Origin of the sequence: Paenibacillus sp. FSL E2-0190 (assembly GCF_037992965.1) — a bacterium.
Taxonomy (GTDB): domain Bacteria; phylum Bacillota; class Bacilli; order Paenibacillales; family Paenibacillaceae; genus Paenibacillus_AQ; species Paenibacillus_AQ odorifer.
In genome coordinates, this window is record NZ_CP150306.1 from 6,304,351 (window position 1) to 6,322,177 (window position 17,827).

Here is a 17,827-nt window from a genome sequence, read left to right on the forward strand (position 1 = left end):
ATGAATTGCATACTATTTTGGTGTACCTCTGGGCTCAAAAGATTACGTCCCGCCTGTACCTACAGGATTCTCGGAATTCGTACTTGTGTTAGCTGTGCCGTTATTCTCCGGATTGCTATCCGTCGGGACAGGCGTTGGTGTTGCTCCACCAGCCTCTCCACTATGCGTGGGCTTCTCCGTAGGTTCCACATCGCCTATAACAGGTTCAGAACTCGGCTCAGGAGTAGTCACACCCCCCGTATCTGGATGAGGCGTAGGGACTGGTGCTGCAGGCGATAGCAGCTGCACGGTCACAGTAAGTGGCACCCCTGCATTGGCTAGTGCGATGAACTTGGGTAATGATACCCGCAAAGAAACCTCGTGAGTTCCAGCTGAAAGTCCGCTAACATCAGCCACAACCCCTATATTTTTCTTATCTAGTTGATCAAGTAAAGCAGGTGCACCCTTTAAGGTAAGCGCAATTTCCTTGCTTGAAGGATCAACAATACTTCCTTCCAAATCATCCCCCACGCCTTGGAGCTTGATGGGTACCGCCTCAATGGTCCGCTCAGCAATTTCTGAGATGGTTAATGAAACATTCACAGCTTCTGGCATAACTTTCTCCGTTCCAGCCGGTGCCTTCAGATCCACCTTTACTTGTTTCGTCCCCGCAGAATCTATTGCACTAAGGTCGACTGTAGCTTCATAAGCAGATAAAGCTTTTAAAGCCTCTGCTTGTCCATACACTACGACCGTTTCTTGCTCAGGGGTCACTTTGGATAATACGAGTGAATCTGGAAGTTGCCCAGTAAAGCCAATCTCCAGCGGCACACTCTTAAAAGGTAAAGTAATCGGCAATTCCACAGATACAGTAGAAGGCTCAATTACAGCATTTTTAATTTCATTTCCATTATTATCATAAGCGTGTAGCTTCAGCTTTTTTTCTACAAAGGTTTCGTTCTCACCGTTAAGCTCAATAGTCCCTTGTATCTTGGCTACCTTGCTTAGTTCATTATCCGCAAGTGTCACTTTTACAGTATCTGTAGGCTGCAAGACAGGCGTGCCTATTTGATAGCCCGCTGCAGGTTTTCCCTTTGTAACCAATGTTATGGGAAAAGACTTCGTGTTTCGCGGTTCTACATGTACAGTAACCTCTTTAGGATTCATTCTTACCAGAGATACACCTTTGGGTAATTTATAGTAAAGTGGCAACGTGGTATCCCCAGGTTCAACCTTACTCAGATCAAGCATCACTTTATAGTCATCCGAGAACTGAAAGGAGATATCGGAATTTTTACCCGCTACCTCCAGACTGACACTATCGACAGCCAAGGGTTCAAGGACATATTTGTCCTCGTCAAGGCCGGTCACTTCAATCTTCACATTCTCAATAGTTTTTGTTTTAATATCCACTGTTGTCTGTCCAGAAGGCGCAGTATCGACATGAACCATCGTAAACAAAATGATCCCAAACACAAGGGCCAGAATCTTATTGAAATTGTTATTATTCATCCACTTATCCATGATTCTTGTCCCCCTTCCGTTTCCAGAAAGTTGAACCCTTCTCCTTCAGCGATGAACTTACACTAAGCTCTTGATGGAGCTTCGATATCATGGATTCTTCCTTAATGTCTCTAACGATCTGGCCATTGATGGCAAGGGAAATCTGCCCTGTCTCCTCCGAGACAATGACAGACACCGAGTCTGCAACCTCACTTATTCCTATAGCAGCCCGATGCCGGGTTCCCAGTTCTTTGCTGATAAAAGGATTCTCGGACAAAGGCAAGTAACAAGCAGCCGCAGCAATCTGATTTCCCTGCATAATAAGGGCTCCGTCATGCAAAGGTGTATTGGGAATGAAGATGTTAATAAGCAATTCGGAGCTGACCAGGGAACGCATGGGTATACCTGACTCTGTATATTCGTTTAGCCCCGTCTCCCGCTCAAAAACGATTAACGCCCCTATTTTTCTGCGAGATAAATAATTCACGGCTTTAATCACTTCGCCGATTAACTTACTGATCTCTTCGTCACTTTCTCCAGCTCGTCCGAAAAATCTGCCCCGTCCAAGCTGCTCCAGTCCCCTTCGTAGTTCCGGCTGAAAAATGATAAAGACAGCTAGGACCCCGAAAGTAAACATTTGATTCATTAGCCATTTAAGTGTATACAAGTCCAAGATTGTGCTTACCGCCCAAATCAAGACCAGAACCAGTATCCCTTTTAAAAGCTGAATCGCCCGCGTCCCGCGTACCATATTAAGCACTTTATAAATAATGTAACTGACGATTAGGATATCAATTATATCTTTAATGGAATCTTTCCATGTTAGCTCAGTAAAATAACTCATTGCCTAAAACCCCCGTCATTTCAAATTAGCTGGGTTTATGTAAAATGTCTGTTAGCTCTGTATCATATCTAGGTTATAACGTTCGGGCTTCAGTTGCAAGTTTAGTCCCTCAATCCTTTCCGAAACCACCCAATTTAAGGAAACAAAAAAGCGCCATCTTTCCGGAAAAAGAGGCGCTAATTAATATTCCTGCTCAAGGTAACCACTGCCCGCATTAACGGTAGGCAACTTCAGAGAACATGTTCGTCACTTTATACCAGAACCAGCTTACTGCCTGGTCTATGCTTTTGACTTGCCCAGAAATATGAGCTGTTGAAGCCTGATATAGAGATCCGTCAATGACTGTCACGTTGCCGTTCACTTCTCCATATACCTGTGCTTTACCGTTCTCTATGGTAAGGTCCCCGGTAATTATTTTGCCGGAAGGTACAATTACAGTATCCCCTTTGATGACCACTTGATCCAAATCAACACCTCTAACTACAAGTTGTCTGTCTGGACTCCAAAAAGTTACGGTGCTCATCAGCATAACGACAAGGAATAGAGATGCCGCTGTAAGTGCAGGGTGCCTCTTGATCCAGGTAATAAAGGCTTTTTCTTTCTTAGTCTTTGGCAATGAACTCATTATCCGGCTCACAAGATCATCTGAAGCTACAGGATTCTGATGCATTAGGGAGAACATCAACATATCTGTCTGTTCCAATTCTTTAAACTTTGCACGGCAATCTGGACAGGATAGAAGATGCTCCTTCAATTCCCTCTGCTGCTGTTCGGGCAAGTCGTCATCCAAGTAGTCATGCATCATAGAGACGGCCAGTTTGCATTCCATAGGAGCCAATCCTTTCATGAGTGCTATTTAATTATCCTAAGACAAAGGGTCAGGACACATAAGACTTGCTTAACTTACATACGTCGCTCTCGAAAAGATGTTTCATAAATAAAATCTATTTTTACATTTTTGGGCCTAATTTTTTACGCAAAAATTCACGGCCTCGGTGTACACGCGTCTTAATCGTGGTCACGGGCATATCCAGGACATCACTAATCTCCTGAAGGGACAGATCCTGCAGGTATCTCAGAATCATCACCGACCTGTATTTCACAGGCAAACTGTCAATCGCTTCATAGATTAGCCCCTGCGTCTCAGAGAGCAATAGTTCGGTCTCAGGTGTCACATTGTCGCTCGGAATCAACGAATAGCCATCAAGGCCCTCCTGATCGTTCATTTCAGCATCCAGCGAATAGGTTGGTTTTCGTTTACGCAATCTATCAATACAGAGGTTCGTTCCAATCCGGTAAATCCATGTGGAGAACTTCTGTTTATCATCATAACGATCCAAATTCCTATACACACGCAAAAAGGTCTCCTGAACAATATCCTCCGCCTCATGGCGATTGTTCAACATCCTGTAAGCTAAATGATATATTTTGTCTTTATATAGTTCCACAAGCTCGGCAAATGCCCTTTGGTCGCCCTTCAAGGCGAGCTTTGTCAATCTGCCTTCCAAATTCTCCACCTGTTAACTCCCCCAGACTTGCCGCCCTTGGTATTTCTTCGCAAATATCCACGGTACAAGCAATTAAATCGTAATTCAAGTTTGTGTAAAAATCAAGGATTGTATTGTAACCTTCTATGTAAACTGAGTTAAAAACTGGACAAGTTGGTATAGGCGATTAAGTGCAGCTCCGAGAAATATTTGGACTTCCGGTCGCTGTTATCCTCACATTTCCTGATTATAAACCGCATATAGCGGTCGAAATCTGAGGATAAAGGCGAACGCTGGCGCTCCTACAGTTCCAAATATCCTCTACGCTGCTCCATCACCGAAGTAATAAGTGCCACGTTAATTACCTCCGATTACATCTCGGTTACTTGGGTAGGGTAATAAAGAAATATCGGGTATGACTCTCCAATATTTAGGAACAAATAAAGTTCACAGCAGCAATATACAGTTTATGATCACAACAACTTGTATTAGGCAAAAAAAGTCCGCCCCAAATAGGGCGGACTTTTTGTTGTTAAGACTATATCAGCCGGTATTCCGAAGACCGGCGGCAATGCCGTTGATGGTAAGCAATACTTCGCGAAGCAGCTCGCTATCATCTCCATCAATTTCACGGAGCGCTCTAAGCTCAGATAGCAATTGAACCTGCAGGTAGCTAAGCGGATCAACGTATGGATTGCGGAGTCTGATCGACTCTTGAATCACAGGAACGTTATCCAGAATATCCTGCTGGCCTGTAATCTTCAGGATTAGCTCAGAGGTCAAATTAAACTCATCTTCAATCTGGCCAAAGATCCGTTGACGTGCTTCCTCGTTCTTGCCCATGCTGGCGTATTCCTTAGCAATGATCAAGTCCGCTTTTGAAATAGCCATTTGCAGCGTATCTATCAGTGTAGTAAAGAATGAGAAGTTCTCATACATATGTTGCATTATCTTCAGATTCTCTTCCTTACCCTCATAGAAACTCTGCAGTCCGGTTCCAGCAGCGTACCAGGCTGGGAGCAAATAACGGCTTTGTGTCCATGCAAATACCCAAGGAATTGCGCGCAGATCTTCAAAACGATCGCTGTTCTTCCGTTTGGAAGGACGGGAACCGATATTAAGCTCTCCTACCTCAGGCAGAGGTGTTGATTCTTTGAAATAAGTCAGGAAATCCGGATCACGGAAGATCAAATCCTGATATTTGTTCAGCGAGACCTCAGAAATACGGGCAACAATCTCTTCCCATTTCTCTTCATAAAGATCGGCTTGTGGCACTCTCGCACTAATTGCTGCTGTTACAAGCGCAGATGTCGCTTGCTCCAGACTGCGGTAAGCAATTCCTTGCATGGAGTAACGGGAGGAGATTACTTCTCCCTGCTCGGTAATCTTAATCCCGCCGCCAATTGTCGAAGCAGGCTGAGCAAGAATACTGCGGTTAAGTGGCATACCCCCGCGGCCGAGCGCTCCACCACGACCATGGAAGAACTTCAGCTTGATTCCGAACTTATCCGCTGTCGCTGTAATTTCTTTTAGGGCAACACGCAGTTCCCAGTTAGCAGTAACCACGCCGCCATCTTTATTACTATCTGAATATCCAAGCATGATTTCCTGCAAATCATTCATTGCTCTTACCGCATCACGGTAGATCGGCATATTGAGCAGTGTGTTCATAATTTGCGGTGCTTCATGCAAGTCATCAATCGTTTCAAAAAGTGGCACAGCTTGCAGGGTACATACAACTGTACCGTCGTTATCCTTGCGGAATAGTCCTACCTCTTTGGCGAAGACCATAACCTCCAGAATGTCACTCGCAGCTTCAGCCATACTGATCAGATAACTGGTGATACATTGTTTGCCGTACTCTTCCTGCGATGCGAAGATCGTCCGGTAAACAGCCAGACACTCCTCTGTACTTTCAGTATACGTCTGGTAAGAAGAGGTCAACGGACGTGGATCATTCAGCAATTTCTCCAGCAGATCAATCTTCTCAATCTCCGTCAATTTAGAGTAATCCGGCGAAATGTTCATCTTCGCCAAAATTTCTGTCATGGCATTCTCATGTTCTTGACTGTGTTGACGCACGTCAAGAGTTGCCGTATGGAATCCGAACAGCTCCACTTGGCGGATTAGCTTTTTAATATAAGTATCGGCCACATAGTCGGCGTAGTGATGCCGTAGACTGCGGTCAATGACATTCAAATCATCTATGAACTCCTCAGGTGTAGCATAACGCTCAGGAGTATCTTTTTTCTCATCATCCAAAACATTTTGTGTCTTAGAGATCATGTAGCTAAGTTTAATACGGTAAGGTTCATTGTCATTGCGCCATTCTTCCATCTTGCCTAGGTTAATGATCTGACGATCAGCTTCGATGGATTCTACGAGCTCAGGCGTCACTTTAACAATACTTGTGCTAAAGCTTAGATATTTCATGAGTTCACGCATAATACGCTGATATTCACGAATGGCCAGCTTGCGCTGCATGCGTAAAGTCTGCGCAGTGACTGTTGAGGTTACCGATGGATTACCATCACGGTCTCCGCCAATCCATGATCCAAAACGCAAGTAGGTTGGCACATGCCAATTCTGTCCTGGATAATATTTGCTCAGACAGCGTTCAAGCTCTTGATACACGTCGGGCAATACATGGAAAATCGTCTCATGGAAATAATACATTCCATTACGCACTTCATCGAGTACTGTAGGCTTGCGGTCACGCAGCTCATCCGTTTGCCAAAGCGTAATCACTTCATTCAATAACTTCTCGCGAAGCTGTTCACGTTCACGGAAAGTTAAGGTAGGGTTATCAAGACCCATAACATCATCGGATATCCGTTTATGAATATCGAGAATCGCACGGCGCATAGCTTCCGTTGGATGTGCCGTCATTACAAGTTCCAGAGACAATCCTTCAATAATCTCGTTGACTTCCTCATGAGAGAAATCACGTTCACGAAGCTCTTGAATAGCGCTTTCTATAGAACCGGGTTGTACTGTCTCCCCAGCTGAACGTTCATAGTCACGTTTACGGCGAATCCGGTGGTTCTGTTCGGCAATATTCACCAATTGAAAATAAATGGCGAACGCTCTTATTACCTGATGACGGTTCTCCGGATCCAAAGAATTGATTAACTCCTTAAATTCACTATGCAGTTCAGGTAAAAATAGTGAGCGTAGCGATTTACTGGTCTCGCGGATCTTCTCCACGATCTCTAGCAGTTCGTTACCGCCTTGGTGAACCAAGACCTCTCCTAAAATGTTCCCCAAGAACCGTACGTCCCGTCGCAGCAGATTGTTAGAGTTGCTTTTGCTGACGGTAGTCGTAAGTTCGGTCATGCTGCTCCCCCCATTCTCTTCCGGATCAATGTGTTAAGTTTGTCTGTCTAAATATCGTCTATTAAAGCTTCCTCATATCATACAATAAAACCGTTTGAAAATCTGCAACTTTTTTGTGCTGTAAAGCGACACAGCACCTAAGATTATACACCAATTTCTGAATTTATACAGTCCTTATATTTTATGTATTCTTTCATATATATAATGGCTCTATCGTATATTCTCTATGTATGCTTATATTCGGATTGTACGGAGCTGATCTATGAACAGTCCAATTAAAGGAGAATAATGGCGATCACGGTTATACGAATAATAAATATGTCTTTCAAAATTATAATCCGGAATGGCTCGCATTAGCAATCTTCCTCTGGCTACCTCGTCCTCCACAGCAAGTCGTGAAATAAATGAAACATGTTGTCCACTCATGAGCGATTGCTTAATTGCCTCCAGTGAATCGAGTAAAATATGCGGTTTTGATTCTTTTCCCTCTCGTTCAAACCATTTATCCGTCAACTGGCGTGTGCTTGATTCCTTGTCATGTAAAATAAAGCTGGCTGAAGCAATCATCGCCGAGTTTAAATTAGAAAATCCGGCAAAATCATGTGTAGGTGCAAAAACAAGGACAAGCTCATCCTCACATAAGGCTTGAGTATGCAGATCAGGCAGATAAAAAGATTCCGTAGACAAGATACCAAGATCAATCTCATGGCTGGCAAGCATTTCTTTGATCACCGGTGAAGGCTTAACCGATAAAGAAATGGTAATCCCCGGATGCTGTTCGCCAAACTGCCCCAATATTTGTGGAAGAATATAAGTAGCTGGAACATAACTGGCGCCAATTTTCAGCGTCCCCCGACCTGCCTGACTGAACTCTTTTACCACCCGCTCCGCTTCCGCAGCAAGCGCATTGATTTTGATCGCATAATGAAGAAAAGCTTTGCCACTCTCCGTAAGAATCATTTTATCCATTCTGGATTCAAATAACTTCTCCCCCAATTGCTGCTCTAAATTCTTCAAATGATACGTAACGGTGGGCTGCTTTAGTCCGAGTTTATCTGCTACCGTGGTAATTTTTTTATGTTTATTCAGCAGTTCTACAATTTCCAGCTTCATTAGATTAAGGTTCATTCTCTTCCACTCCCTCGCCTTTTCCTAAACGGTAACATAGAAGAATTCTATGAATGTTAAAATAAATCGGCAAAAAAGTTAATATCACAGTTACATTCAGCAAATATAGCGGGAATTCTTTACCTTTACACTAAGAACAAGCTTAAGAACAGGCAGGTAGATAGAATGAAGGAAATTACAATCCACAGATTGGAAAAGAAATTCGGAGATGTGCATGCCTTGAAGGCTGCAGATCTGAAGATTCCCGCTGGAAGCTTTACGACATTACTCGGTCCTTCAGGTTGTGGAAAGACGACACTACTCCGTCTGATTGCTGGGCTGGAAACACCGGATGCAGGAGAAATTCTGATCGATGATGAGTTTATTTTTTCAGGCAACAAAAGAATTAGCCACCCCATTCATCGCCGTAACTTTGGCATGGTTTTTCAAGATTTCGCCCTCTGGCCGCATCTGACTGTGTTCGAGAATGTAGCCTTCGGCCTTCGAGCTTCCAAACAAAAAAAGAATTTACGGGTTCGGGTGCAGGAGGCGCTTCGATCGGTCAAGCTGGAGGGGCTGGAGCTGCGTTTTCCACATCAGTTGTCTGGTGGACAACAGCAGCGGGTTGCTTTTGCCAGAGCCGTAGTCATGCGCCCTCAGCTTGTATTATTCGATGAGCCCTTAAGTGCGCTGGATGCGGTCTTGCGAGATGAAATGAGGCTGGAGTTAATCTCCTTGGTAAAAAACATGGGCATTACAGCCCTGTATGTGACGCATGATCAAACCGAAGCGATGTCTATGTCAGATGAAGTAGTTGTAATGCAAGGTGGTACTATTTTACAAAGTGGATCTCCTGAGGACATTTATCGTAAACCGAGTCATCCTTTTGTAGCCCACTTTATTGGTAAATCCAACTGGATCGTTCCGGATAAACAGATGCTGCGTCCAGAACATTTACGCTGGTCTCAGGAGAATGCTTCCTCTCTTCTTTTTACAGGGACTATTCAGCATGTGAGTTATATGGGGGATCGCTATGAGATCATTCTGGACATGGAGCACAATGGGACTTGGACCGCTTATCATGAGCGGCGCCTACCTGTAGGGGAAAAGATTCAGCTGTACGCTTCAGAGCACCAAATCCATCATCTGAATTAAGCGTCCACTGCATGGAATGGCTCTATATGATGCTGTTCCATGCAGCAAGATGCACACAACAATATTAGGGAGGCAATAACATTGAATCAAATGAAAAAGACAAAAGGGTTAAGTTCACTTCTTCTAACAACTGCACTTGGTATTACTTTAGTGGGCTGCGGCTCCTCGAACACCCCTGCGGCTAACGCAAGCAACAACCAAACCGATACTGCGGCGGCGACGCAAACTGAAGCCCCACAACCAACAGAAAAGACACTAAGCGGCAATCTTGTCGTTTACAGTGCAGGCCCTGAAGGCTTAGCTAATAAAATCAAAGACGGCTTTGAAGCCAAAACTGGCGTTAAGGTTGAAATGTTCCAAGGCACTACAGGAAAAATACTTGCCCGCATGGAAGCAGAAAAATCCAATCCGGTCGTTGATGTTGTTGTCCTCGCCTCTCTTCCGTCCATGCAAGGAATGAAAAACGACGGATTATTACTTCCATATAAAGAAGCGATTAACGCAGACAAGCTGGTTAGCGATTGGTCAGATATAGATGAAGGTAACTATTTCAGTTACAGTGCATCCGCACTCGGTATTGTCTACAATACTAAAAAAGTAAGCTCACCGCCGACCTCCTGGGATGACCTCAGCAAAGCGGAATGGAAGGGTGCAGTCAATATCCCTGATCCTTCACTTTCCGGCTCGGCTCTTGATTTCATGACTGGGTATTTAAGTGCTAAGGGGGACAGTGGCTGGGAACTTTTTAAACAATATAAAAGCAATGAAGTAGCTATGGCAGGCGCCAATCAAGAGGCACTTGATCCGGTGATTACCGGTGCTAAATCCGTCGTTGCTGCTGGCGTAGATTACATGGCTTATAAAGCAAAAGCTGACGGAGAACCTGTGGATATCGTCTATCCTGCTGAAGGAACTGTAATCAGCCCTCGTCCGGCTGCGATCATTAAGACAAGCCCAAATGTAGATAACGCTAAGGCTTTTATCGACTACCTGCTCTCCGATGAAGCACAAGCCCTTGTTGCCAAAGCCTATTTGCTGCCAGGCAGAACTGACGTGAAGGCAGAAAATCGTGCCAATCTTGAAGAAATCAAAACATTTGATGTGAATTGGGAATGGATGAATGAGCACAGCGATGAAGTTTCCTCGACCTTCACACAAATTTTTAAATAAGCGTAATGAATACTAACTCTTTGCGCTCATTTAAATGGGTGAGCGGTGGACTGGCTTTATTTATACTAACCGTGATCGTGCTGCTGCCACTCCTGCTCATTTTCTGGACCAGTATTTATCCAGAGGAGCATCTCGACATAGCCGCACCACTACGAACCATTATGGGGAGCAATGACCTAGTAGAGGTGCTGCTGAATTCTATCGGGCTTGGGGTAAGCGTCATTCTGCTAACTACTTTGTTTGCGCTACCTCTAGCCTGGATTATGGCAAAAACCGACTTAGGGCGCCACAACTGGCTGGATGTCGTGCTGTTAATTCCATTTATGACGCCGCCTTACATTGGTTCTATGGGCTGGATGTTGTTTATGCAGACGGGTGGGTATATGGAGCAGTTTCTGCCCTCCTCCTCCGTGTTGACACCATATTTCTTTAGCTATGGGGGTATGGTGCTGATCATGAGCCTTCACCTGTTTCCCTTCCTGTACCTGCTGCTGCGCAATGCGCTTTTGCAGATCGGGGGCAATCTGGAGGAAGCAGCCTCTGTTCACGGCGCCCCCTTCTTTTACAGATTTAAAAGAGTGATTATTCCTTTACTGCTCTCTAGCTATGGGCTTGGAGCACTGCTCATCTTCGTCAAAACCATTGCTGAATTCGGTACCCCTGCGACCTTTGGCCGCAGGATCGGCTTTTACGTGCTGACCTCTGAGATCCATAAATATATCTCCAGTTGGCCGATTGATTTTGGTAAGGCTACTTCACTAGCCTCCTTGCTGCTCGGAGTTTGTCTTGTCATGTGGTACATCCAAACTATAATTAGCAGCCGCTACTCTTACCGTCTGATCGGTGGAAAAGGAACTCGTACTAAACGTTATAAGAGTACAGGAATCGTAGGGTTTCTTAGCTGGGGTTATGTTCTTCTATTGCTTCTGGCATCCATCGGCATTCCTTATTTCTCTATCATAACAGCCTCATTATTGAAGCTTCGGGGAGAAGGTGTATCCTGGAGCAATCTAACCTTAAAACATTATGCAGAGCTGTTATCCCCGGGTTCGCAAGGACTAGAGGCCTTATTAAATAGCTTTACATTAGCTATCGTTGCTTCCAGTATCGCTGTTATTCTCGGGACTTGGTTTGCCTTAACGGTAGGAAAAGGGGCTACATTCAAGCAGAAAATTACAGATTTATTCAGCTTGCTTCCAAATACAGTCCCTGGAATTGTAATTGTAGTAGGGCTAATTCTGCTGTGGAATGCCCGCTGGATGCCTATCCCGCTCTATAATACCTACTGGATGGTTGTACTGACTTATGTCGTACTTTTCCTTCCTTATACTGTTCAGTATGTAAAAGCAAGCTATGGGCAAATCGATTCCTCTCTGATGCAAGCGGGACAAGTATTCGGAGGTAGTAAGCTGTATGTGTTCCGCCGTATCCTGCTTCCCCTCATCCTTCCGGGGATGGTGGCTGGCTGGATGATGACTTTCACCATTTCTAATCGGGAACTGGTAGCCTCATTACTCATTCTGCCACCTTCAATGCAGACCTCGGCAACCTATATTTTTGCCCAGTTTGAACAAGGTGCGGTAGCCATGGGGATGGCCATGGCTGTAATCTCTGTAGGCATCACTACCTTATTACTATTAGTCTTAGAATATTTAAGCCCAGATAGAAAGCGGAGACAACAATGAGCACACTAACGATTTGGGGAGGGGCCGGAGAGCATGGCCGTTCCTCCTATCTTTTGCAGGGCAAGGATTCACGAAATGGCATCCTGCTCGATTGTGGCGTAAAAAAAGAAGGCCCCGGTGAATACCCCCTACTTGATACGGATATTATTCCACATTTGCAGGCAGTATTTCTGTCTCATGCGCATGAGGATCATTCCATAGCGCTGCCCTTACTTTATAAACACGGATACAGAGGGAAGGTATGGACTACTAGATCTACCTCATTACAGCTTCCTGATTATTTCGAGGCCTGGGATAAATATGTGGCGGCTCAATCCGCCCCGCTCCCCTATGAGGAAACGGATAAAAAAGCTATTCAATTCATGTATTTAGAGGAGTATGTCTCCCCTCACACTTGGCTGACGCTTGCGCCTAACCTTCGAGTTCAATGGGGACGTAGCGGGCATTTAGCAGGTTCGGTTTGGTTGGCCCTAGAATGGGAGGGCAAGACTGTATTTTTCTCGGGGGATTATTCGGAGGAATCGCAGCTGCTCACGGCAGACACACCAGCAATTATGGAAGCCGAAGCTAAAAATGTGGCTGATCTGTCCATTATCGATGCCGCTTATGGGGCAGATCCTGATGAGCAGCTTGTAAAATTACAGCAATTAGAGATAGCCATCCACAACACCTTGCAAAAAGGGGGTTCTGTTCTCCTTCCCGTGCCTATCCATGGCAGAAGCCAGGAATTGATCGTATGGGCAAATGAATGTTTTCCAGATCATCAATTGATCGTTGAAGAAGCACTCGTCGCTCCTTTACGAGCATTAAGCGACAAGGTGGAATGGCTGAAAGAGGACGCTATTCAGCGCGTAAATGCACTTTTTAACAGAAAAAACTTGTGTGTTGTATCTAATTCGGACGAACGCGCGAAGGCAATGCTGAATCTTAAGGGCGCTATCGTATTTACCAATGACGGGATGATGCAGTCAGCAAAAGCACAAGAATACTTTCAGCAACTCTCTGTTTCTCCTGACAACCATGTGATTTTTACGGGACATTTAGCGGCGGGAAGCTTTGGACATCGTCTTGTTGAGCAAGCTATGATCGGAGAATCTAGCAGCGTACGCTGTACAGTCTCACTTATCCGCTATAAAGTCCATCAAGGCTTGCCGGACATTCGCAAAATGCTCCAAACGATTCCCAGCCACCGGACAGTGCTTGTCCATGCTCCCAAACCACATATCGACCAAGTAGCTTCTATATTAAAAGGAGAAGGTTTCACAGGACTATATTCTTTACAACCCGGCAGCACGCTTTCGTTCTGAAACTTATTTATGTAATATCATGAGAAAAACAATGGGGCTCTTCCTTAGGTCTTTTTCAGACTTTTTGGAACAGCCCTTTTTATAATTCGTACCTATTATCCACTTACCCTTTCGTCGTGCCCGGGCGATCCTTAAAAGCTAGCTCAAACAACCCCGTCGCAGATAAACCTGCAAGGCCCCCAGCCCAAAGGCGAAGCACTAAATCTAGTTCGGTAAAAGGATACGCTACTACGCCGATGAACAAACCTATCAATAGTCCGATAATCGGTACTGCATTACGCGGGATGTTGATACTATTTTTGACCAACTGAACCAGTGCCAGTACGAATACTGCTAATATAGAGGCGAATGCCACAACATTATCTAAAATTGTTCCAGTTTCCATCCTTTTCCCTCCTTAGCGGGTACTTATAATCTCAACCGTTCGAGTCGCAGAATCATAACCTACCTGAGCACCCAGCGCTTCTGCAATAACACGTACAGGGACGTAGGTGATGCCTTTTTCAAGCACTCCATCTGCAACCTTAACCCCGTTAACCTTTACGACAGCAATAACATCACTCTTCAATTCTTCCTCCTCCTTCCGATTGATGACCTTATACGCTGACTCCACCGCAGATGTTGAGGGCTTTGTCCCTGCTCGTAACTGTGTGAGTGTTAACCCAAACGCCATTTGAAAATGGGGGTAATCCTTGAAGCTTGTCCAGTCGCCACCCCACTCGAAGCCCAGCCCTTTTGCCTCCTTCACAACCTCCTGCCAATCTGCGATCTGGTTGTTATTGCCGTCCCGGCACATATCCCATGACACACTCGATCCATTCGGCAGCAAAAGAGCAAAATCTACGGCCAATCCAAAATTGTGATAGCTATACCCGCCTCGCGCATTGGTTACAATCGCTCCGGGCTTGGTGCGGCCTTGTGCATAAAGAGCATCCTGCTCGGCAATTGTGCGAAGTCCCTGCGTAATGAGAATGGGGATGTTGAGTTTGTAACACCGCTCGATAAGCGCAGTAGCAGCGGAACGAACTACGGGATGTAGGCCTGTTAGGCGTTGGGCTGATTTATTTTTCACCTGAGTTAATGTCAGCATGATGTTCCTCTTTTCTGTCTATCTTTTTCAGATAAATAAATTGGTCGTATTTCCCGGAACGTGTCAGTATCGCTAATATGATAATTCCACCAGTTGTACCGAATTGGGCAATAGCCCAGCTATAATGAAGCCAAGTCAGCCATGTTGTCATGTCCACTCCTAGTAATTCTGCCAAACGGAATAGTAGAACGATAAGCATATTGAATGTATAAGCCAATAAGAAAAAAAGCATAGCCAGCATAAACACGCTGACCACACCTTTATGAAATCTTTCGTAAAAATATTGCCTGTGGCAATGAATAATGTATATTCCGCAGGCCGTAGTAGTGCCATATAGCACCAATAATAAAAAATCAATCATGTGCATCATGATCCCCTCGATCATAAACTAAATATTTGGCGAACCGGTTGCGATCAATCTCCTCCTGAATTTCCTGCGAGACATTTTTATAATGACTTATGGTCAGTGTGACGCTGGTAGAGGCTCTGCGGAGCTCCATCTCTTTATCAACATGCCGGGGGAGAAGCAGCCGCCGAATCCATTGTGACAGCATTCCTAACTCCCCCTGTCTTCCGTATGGTCAATCTTCAGTTTCTTTAAGACGTCCAGTGTGGGCTGCATAAACTCCGAGCGCTCCTTATCCAAAATCGCTTGCAGACGATCCCGATCCTCCTCTGCCCGATCCAGCATTTCTCGCGGTACAAGGTTCCCTTTGACAATCGCACGCAATAACACCATCAGCACGATCATCAAAATGAAAGCAACAATATAAGCCAGCCCATACTTATCTGCCAGCGGCAGCAGCTTCTCCAATTGCGCAATATCCCCTTCGCCCATTCGTCCGCTCCTTTCTATAATGATGTTGATGCGTAATAGCCCCCGGCACCACCGAGGGCACAAAAAAACACGCTCCTGTGTGGATGCGTGCTAATTATTTGGCTGATGAAGCTTGCTCAGTCGAATCGTTTTCAGCAAAATGAATATCTGATCGTTTCTCGATAATCTGATCCTTAACCAAAGTCTCATTATCCGGCTGCATGTTATAGGAAGAAATGATATTCTCTATCGGACCCTCCTCACGATCAAAACGAGTGATGCAGGCATTAGCCATCAACCGAATTTTGGCGGCTGTTAATGAATTCATTGTCATGATTACAACTCACCTCCTTTTGGGTTTATATGCTGAGTAATTCAGCCATAATGACTTCGACATCTTGAAGCCTGTCTTGCAAAGCAGTATTTTCAGCACGGAGTTGCTCAACTTCGCTTAATTCTGGTGGTTTGTTAGCTTCTGCTTCTAGATATGCTTCCCACGCGGCTTCGAGTTCTTCTTCCGTTGGTTGTGGGACATCTAGGTTCCAAGCTGCGATGTATGGGCCACGTTCAATAATGTCGTAGTCTACGCCCTTTTTCAATCGGTTAAAATCCACGGCATAGTAATAGTGTACTCCCTCTCTATATTCGGTCTCATCTTCGTCTAATGGGCGGATCTCGTGCCGTGTCCGTCCATCTATGCCCTCGCGTAATACTGGCTCGGGTCCGTTATCTTGCACCATAAAGTCCTTCATTGGATTAGCATTTGGGTACAGATACATAATTGCTTGTGCGATATTCATCATTTATCCCCTTTCTTAATTTTATGCTACCTGTACAATATCAACATACTTCCATGAGCTCCCGGCCGCCGCTGTCACATTCATATTAGTGTGAGCGTATATTTCAACAAACATTCCTGCATCCAATTTCAACATAACACTTCCTTGGTAAGATGTGTTGTTAGTGCCTGCGGTTTGAGAATATCCAAAATCCTTGCCTCTTGCACCATTAACATATGCGCACATAGTACATGTTGAGTTAGCACCGGGAGTAATCAAACTGATTGCGGCTGATACTAAATACACCCCAGCTTTTAAGGCTGTGAACCTGTGAGTACTAGTTGAAAACTCGTTCAAGTGATCGAAAACTTCATTCCCAAACGTTATCTTTGTCCATGTATTAGCTACTATTGTATCGTTAACATTCCCCCATGCAGATATAAAACTTCTAGAACTCATTGTGTTATCTCCCCATGGATTAAGTACACCCCAAGTTATGATACCTGCGTCAATCTGTTCATTTATTGCGCCCGCGGGCTGACCGTCTTTTTTTGTTATTGTGCCACCGTCGTATGCTGAAAGCCCAATAGTATTTGAGGTCCCAAAACTATTTCTGGATATTACCGTTGACCCTTGGTTACTGACAATGCCTTCATTACGATTAGCAGCTTCACAGCCGTAAAGTCGCAATCCAGAATGGTTACTGGCCTCGAATCCTCCAACGGAATTTGCCTTACCATCTGCAGATATACGGCAAAATAACATTTGAATAAATATCGAGTTATTAATAAAAAATCCGACTCTCGTTGTAGAAGTTGCTGTGAATCCAGTTACAACTACTTGATTACTAACACCATAAAAGGTCATACTTTTAACCTTGAAGTTTGCGGCCGTCTCGTAGCTTGTCCCGCCGTTAAGCCATACTTCGGTGCCACCACTCACATCTGCGAAAGAGATATCTTCGGCGTACGTACCGGCAGCGACATTGATAGTAGCAATATGAAGAATATGTTTAGGAATACTGTTAATCGCCTTTTGTATAGTCCTAAACGCCCCACCCGCCGTATTCACCAATCCCGTATTATTATCATTCCCATCCGTCCGCACATAGTAAGTAATATCCGCTGTCGTCTGCTGAGGCGTAGTAACCAACGGCGCCTTACCATTCAGCTGCCCCTGAATCCCACTAGTCACCCCATCCAAGTACCCAAACTCTGCATTAGAGACCACTCCCGTTCCAATCTTCGAAGCCTCAATTCCGGCTGAAGCATTAACATCGGCGTTTACAATCACCCCAGCCGCAATTGCGGTCCCCCCGTCACCAGTACTTATAACATCCCCCGTGTGATTAGGATGCACATAATTATTCGCTCCCGTCGCAATCCCCGCCAGCTTTGTTTTCTCAGCTGCGGTGTAGTCATTCGAAGATAGCTGTTTGCCTGTTACTTTATCGACCTTGCCATTCACTGCATTGTCCAAAATGTCCATATTCCCGTTCAAATCGGCAATATCAACGATATCTGTTCCCTCTGGCTTCTTTAAGCCCAAATTTCCTGTGGTTTGCATAT

General features: G+C 44.9%; 18 protein-coding genes. 4 read left to right on the plus strand and 14 right to left on the minus strand.

Translation table 11 applies throughout. The features are described from left to right. Positions 1 to 42: 42 nt before the first annotated feature. The 6 genes from NST25_RS27635 to NST25_RS27660 form a co-directional block, all read right to left on the minus strand. On the minus strand, positions 43 to 1,503 hold the full coding sequence (locus NST25_RS27635) for a CdaR family protein (RefSeq protein WP_081388384.1): 1,461 nt from the start codon (positions 1,501 to 1,503) through the stop codon (positions 43 to 45). Beyond that, positions 1,496 to 2,326 (minus strand): diadenylate cyclase CdaA, encoded by an 831-nt coding sequence (gene cdaA / locus NST25_RS27640; protein WP_036681290.1) that lies wholly within the window; start codon positions 2,324 to 2,326, stop codon positions 1,496 to 1,498. The genes NST25_RS27635 and cdaA overlap by 8 nt, the downstream gene beginning before the upstream one ends. Before the next feature lie 214 nt (positions 2,327 to 2,540). Further along, positions 2,541 to 3,155: a zf-HC2 domain-containing protein gene (locus tag NST25_RS27645; RefSeq protein WP_036681404.1), complete on the minus strand. Its 615-nt coding sequence runs from the start codon at positions 3,153 to 3,155 to the stop codon at positions 2,541 to 2,543. Positions 3,156 to 3,276: 121 nt separating this feature from the next. Then, positions 3,277 to 3,843: an RNA polymerase sigma factor SigW gene (gene sigW, locus NST25_RS27650; protein WP_036681288.1), complete on the minus strand. Its 567-nt coding sequence runs from the start codon at positions 3,841 to 3,843 to the stop codon at positions 3,277 to 3,279. A gap of 513 nt (positions 3,844 to 4,356) precedes the next feature. Continuing rightward, entirely contained in the window at positions 4,357 to 7,149 is a 2,793-nt protein-coding gene (gene ppc, locus NST25_RS27655) for a phosphoenolpyruvate carboxylase (protein ID WP_038573414.1), read from the minus strand. 234 nt (positions 7,150 to 7,383) lie between these two features. Further along, complete coding sequence (locus NST25_RS27660; protein WP_076129777.1) at positions 7,384 to 8,277, minus strand: LysR family transcriptional regulator; 894 nt, start codon at positions 8,275 to 8,277, stop codon at positions 7,384 to 7,386. A 165-nt stretch (positions 8,278 to 8,442) separates the two neighbouring features. On the opposite strand from NST25_RS27660, the gene NST25_RS27665 reads away from it, so the two are divergent. From NST25_RS27665 to NST25_RS27680, 4 genes are all read left to right on the plus strand, one after another. Then, positions 8,443 to 9,411 (plus strand): ABC transporter ATP-binding protein, encoded by a 969-nt coding sequence (locus NST25_RS27665; RefSeq protein WP_076282707.1) that lies wholly within the window; start codon positions 8,443 to 8,445, stop codon positions 9,409 to 9,411. A 90-nt stretch (positions 9,412 to 9,501) separates the two neighbouring features. Beyond that, on the plus strand, positions 9,502 to 10,581 hold the full coding sequence (locus NST25_RS27670) for an ABC transporter substrate-binding protein (RefSeq protein ID WP_076307214.1): 1,080 nt from the start codon (positions 9,502 to 9,504) through the stop codon (positions 10,579 to 10,581). Positions 10,582 to 10,586: 5 nt separating this feature from the next. Further along, positions 10,587 to 12,266 carry an iron ABC transporter permease gene (locus NST25_RS27675; RefSeq protein ID WP_076193939.1) on the plus strand — a complete coding sequence of 560 codons (1,680 nt, stop codon included), beginning with the start codon at positions 10,587 to 10,589 and terminating at the stop codon, positions 12,264 to 12,266. Beyond that, the gene (locus NST25_RS27680) at positions 12,263 to 13,573 is read left to right on the plus strand and encodes an MBL fold metallo-hydrolase (RefSeq protein WP_076307203.1); all 1,311 of its coding nucleotides are present in this window, start codon (positions 12,263 to 12,265) and stop codon (positions 13,571 to 13,573) included. Before NST25_RS27675 ends, NST25_RS27680 begins: the two co-directional genes overlap by 4 nt. Before the next feature lie 103 nt (positions 13,574 to 13,676). Here NST25_RS27680 and NST25_RS27685 read toward each other — a convergent pair whose 3' ends face one another. The 8 genes from NST25_RS27685 to NST25_RS27720 form a co-directional block, all read right to left on the minus strand. Beyond that, complete coding sequence (locus NST25_RS27685) at positions 13,677 to 13,958, minus strand: holin (protein WP_076280160.1); 282 nt, start codon at positions 13,956 to 13,958, stop codon at positions 13,677 to 13,679. Between the two features lie 12 nt (positions 13,959 to 13,970). Next, positions 13,971 to 14,663, minus strand: a complete 693-nt coding sequence (locus tag NST25_RS27690) for a M15 family metallopeptidase (protein WP_076280159.1) — start codon at positions 14,661 to 14,663, stop codon at positions 13,971 to 13,973. Continuing rightward, positions 14,635 to 15,024, minus strand: coding sequence for a hypothetical protein (locus tag NST25_RS27695; RefSeq protein WP_076304943.1), 390 nt, complete (start codon positions 15,022 to 15,024; stop codon positions 14,635 to 14,637). The genes NST25_RS27690 and NST25_RS27695 overlap by 29 nt, the downstream gene beginning before the upstream one ends. Next, positions 15,017 to 15,217 (minus strand): hypothetical protein, encoded by a 201-nt coding sequence (locus NST25_RS27700; RefSeq protein WP_036681274.1) that lies wholly within the window; start codon positions 15,215 to 15,217, stop codon positions 15,017 to 15,019. The genes NST25_RS27695 and NST25_RS27700 overlap by 8 nt, the downstream gene beginning before the upstream one ends. 2 nt (positions 15,218 to 15,219) lie before the next feature. Then, entirely contained in the window at positions 15,220 to 15,501 is a 282-nt protein-coding gene (locus tag NST25_RS27705; RefSeq protein WP_036681272.1) for a hypothetical protein, read from the minus strand. 94 nt (positions 15,502 to 15,595) lie between these two features. Further along, complete coding sequence (locus NST25_RS27710; protein ID WP_339281461.1) at positions 15,596 to 15,814, minus strand: hypothetical protein; 219 nt, start codon at positions 15,812 to 15,814, stop codon at positions 15,596 to 15,598. 25 nt (positions 15,815 to 15,839) lie between these two features. Beyond that, positions 15,840 to 16,283, minus strand: coding sequence for an XkdW family protein (locus tag NST25_RS27715; RefSeq protein WP_340392925.1), 444 nt, complete (start codon positions 16,281 to 16,283; stop codon positions 15,840 to 15,842). An 18-nt stretch (positions 16,284 to 16,301) separates the two neighbouring features. After that, a complete protein-coding gene (locus tag NST25_RS27720) occupies positions 16,302 to 17,825 on the minus strand; it encodes a hypothetical protein (protein ID WP_076186579.1) in 1,524 nt (507 codons plus the stop codon). Between the last annotated feature and the right edge of the window lie 2 nt (positions 17,826 to 17,827).

Bases quoted from the DNA above. Each gene is read 5' to 3' on its own strand.
- NST25_RS27635 (WP_081388384.1), bottom strand. From the start codon at position 1,503: ATGGATAAGTGGATGAATAATAACAATTTCAATAAGATTCTGGCCCTT.
- cdaA (WP_036681290.1), bottom strand. From the start codon at position 2,326: ATGAGTTATTTTACTGAGCTAACATGGAAAGATTCCATTAAAGATATA.
- NST25_RS27645 (WP_036681404.1), bottom strand. From the start codon at position 3,155: ATGGAATGCAAACTGGCCGTCTCTATGATGCATGACTACTTGGATGAC.
- ppc (WP_038573414.1), bottom strand. From the start codon at position 7,149: ATGACCGAACTTACGACTACCGTCAGCAAAAGCAACTCTAACAATCTG.
- NST25_RS27660 (WP_076129777.1), bottom strand. From the start codon at position 8,277: ATGAACCTTAATCTAATGAAGCTGGAAATTGTAGAACTGCTGAATAAA.
- NST25_RS27665 (WP_076282707.1), top strand. From the start codon at position 8,443: ATGAAGGAAATTACAATCCACAGATTGGAAAAGAAATTCGGAGATGTG.
- NST25_RS27670 (WP_076307214.1), top strand. From the start codon at position 9,502: ATGAAAAAGACAAAAGGGTTAAGTTCACTTCTTCTAACAACTGCACTT.
- NST25_RS27675 (WP_076193939.1), top strand. From the start codon at position 10,587: ATGAATACTAACTCTTTGCGCTCATTTAAATGGGTGAGCGGTGGACTG.
- NST25_RS27680 (WP_076307203.1), top strand. From the start codon at position 12,263: ATGAGCACACTAACGATTTGGGGAGGGGCCGGAGAGCATGGCCGTTCC.
- NST25_RS27685 (WP_076280160.1), bottom strand. From the start codon at position 13,958: ATGGAAACTGGAACAATTTTAGATAATGTTGTGGCATTCGCCTCTATA.
- NST25_RS27690 (WP_076280159.1), bottom strand. From the start codon at position 14,663: ATGCTGACATTAACTCAGGTGAAAAATAAATCAGCCCAACGCCTAACA.
- NST25_RS27695 (WP_076304943.1), bottom strand. From the start codon at position 15,024: ATGATTGATTTTTTATTATTGGTGCTATATGGCACTACTACGGCCTGC.
- NST25_RS27700 (WP_036681274.1), bottom strand. From the start codon at position 15,217: ATGCTGTCACAATGGATTCGGCGGCTGCTTCTCCCCCGGCATGTTGAT.
- NST25_RS27705 (WP_036681272.1), bottom strand. From the start codon at position 15,501: ATGGGCGAAGGGGATATTGCGCAATTGGAGAAGCTGCTGCCGCTGGCA.
- NST25_RS27710 (WP_339281461.1), bottom strand. From the start codon at position 15,814: ATGACAATGAATTCATTAACAGCCGCCAAAATTCGGTTGATGGCTAAT.
- NST25_RS27715 (WP_340392925.1), bottom strand. From the start codon at position 16,283: ATGATGAATATCGCACAAGCAATTATGTATCTGTACCCAAATGCTAAT.
- NST25_RS27720 (WP_076186579.1), bottom strand. From the start codon at position 17,825: ATGCAAACCACAGGAAATTTGGGCTTAAAGAAGCCAGAGGGAACAGAT.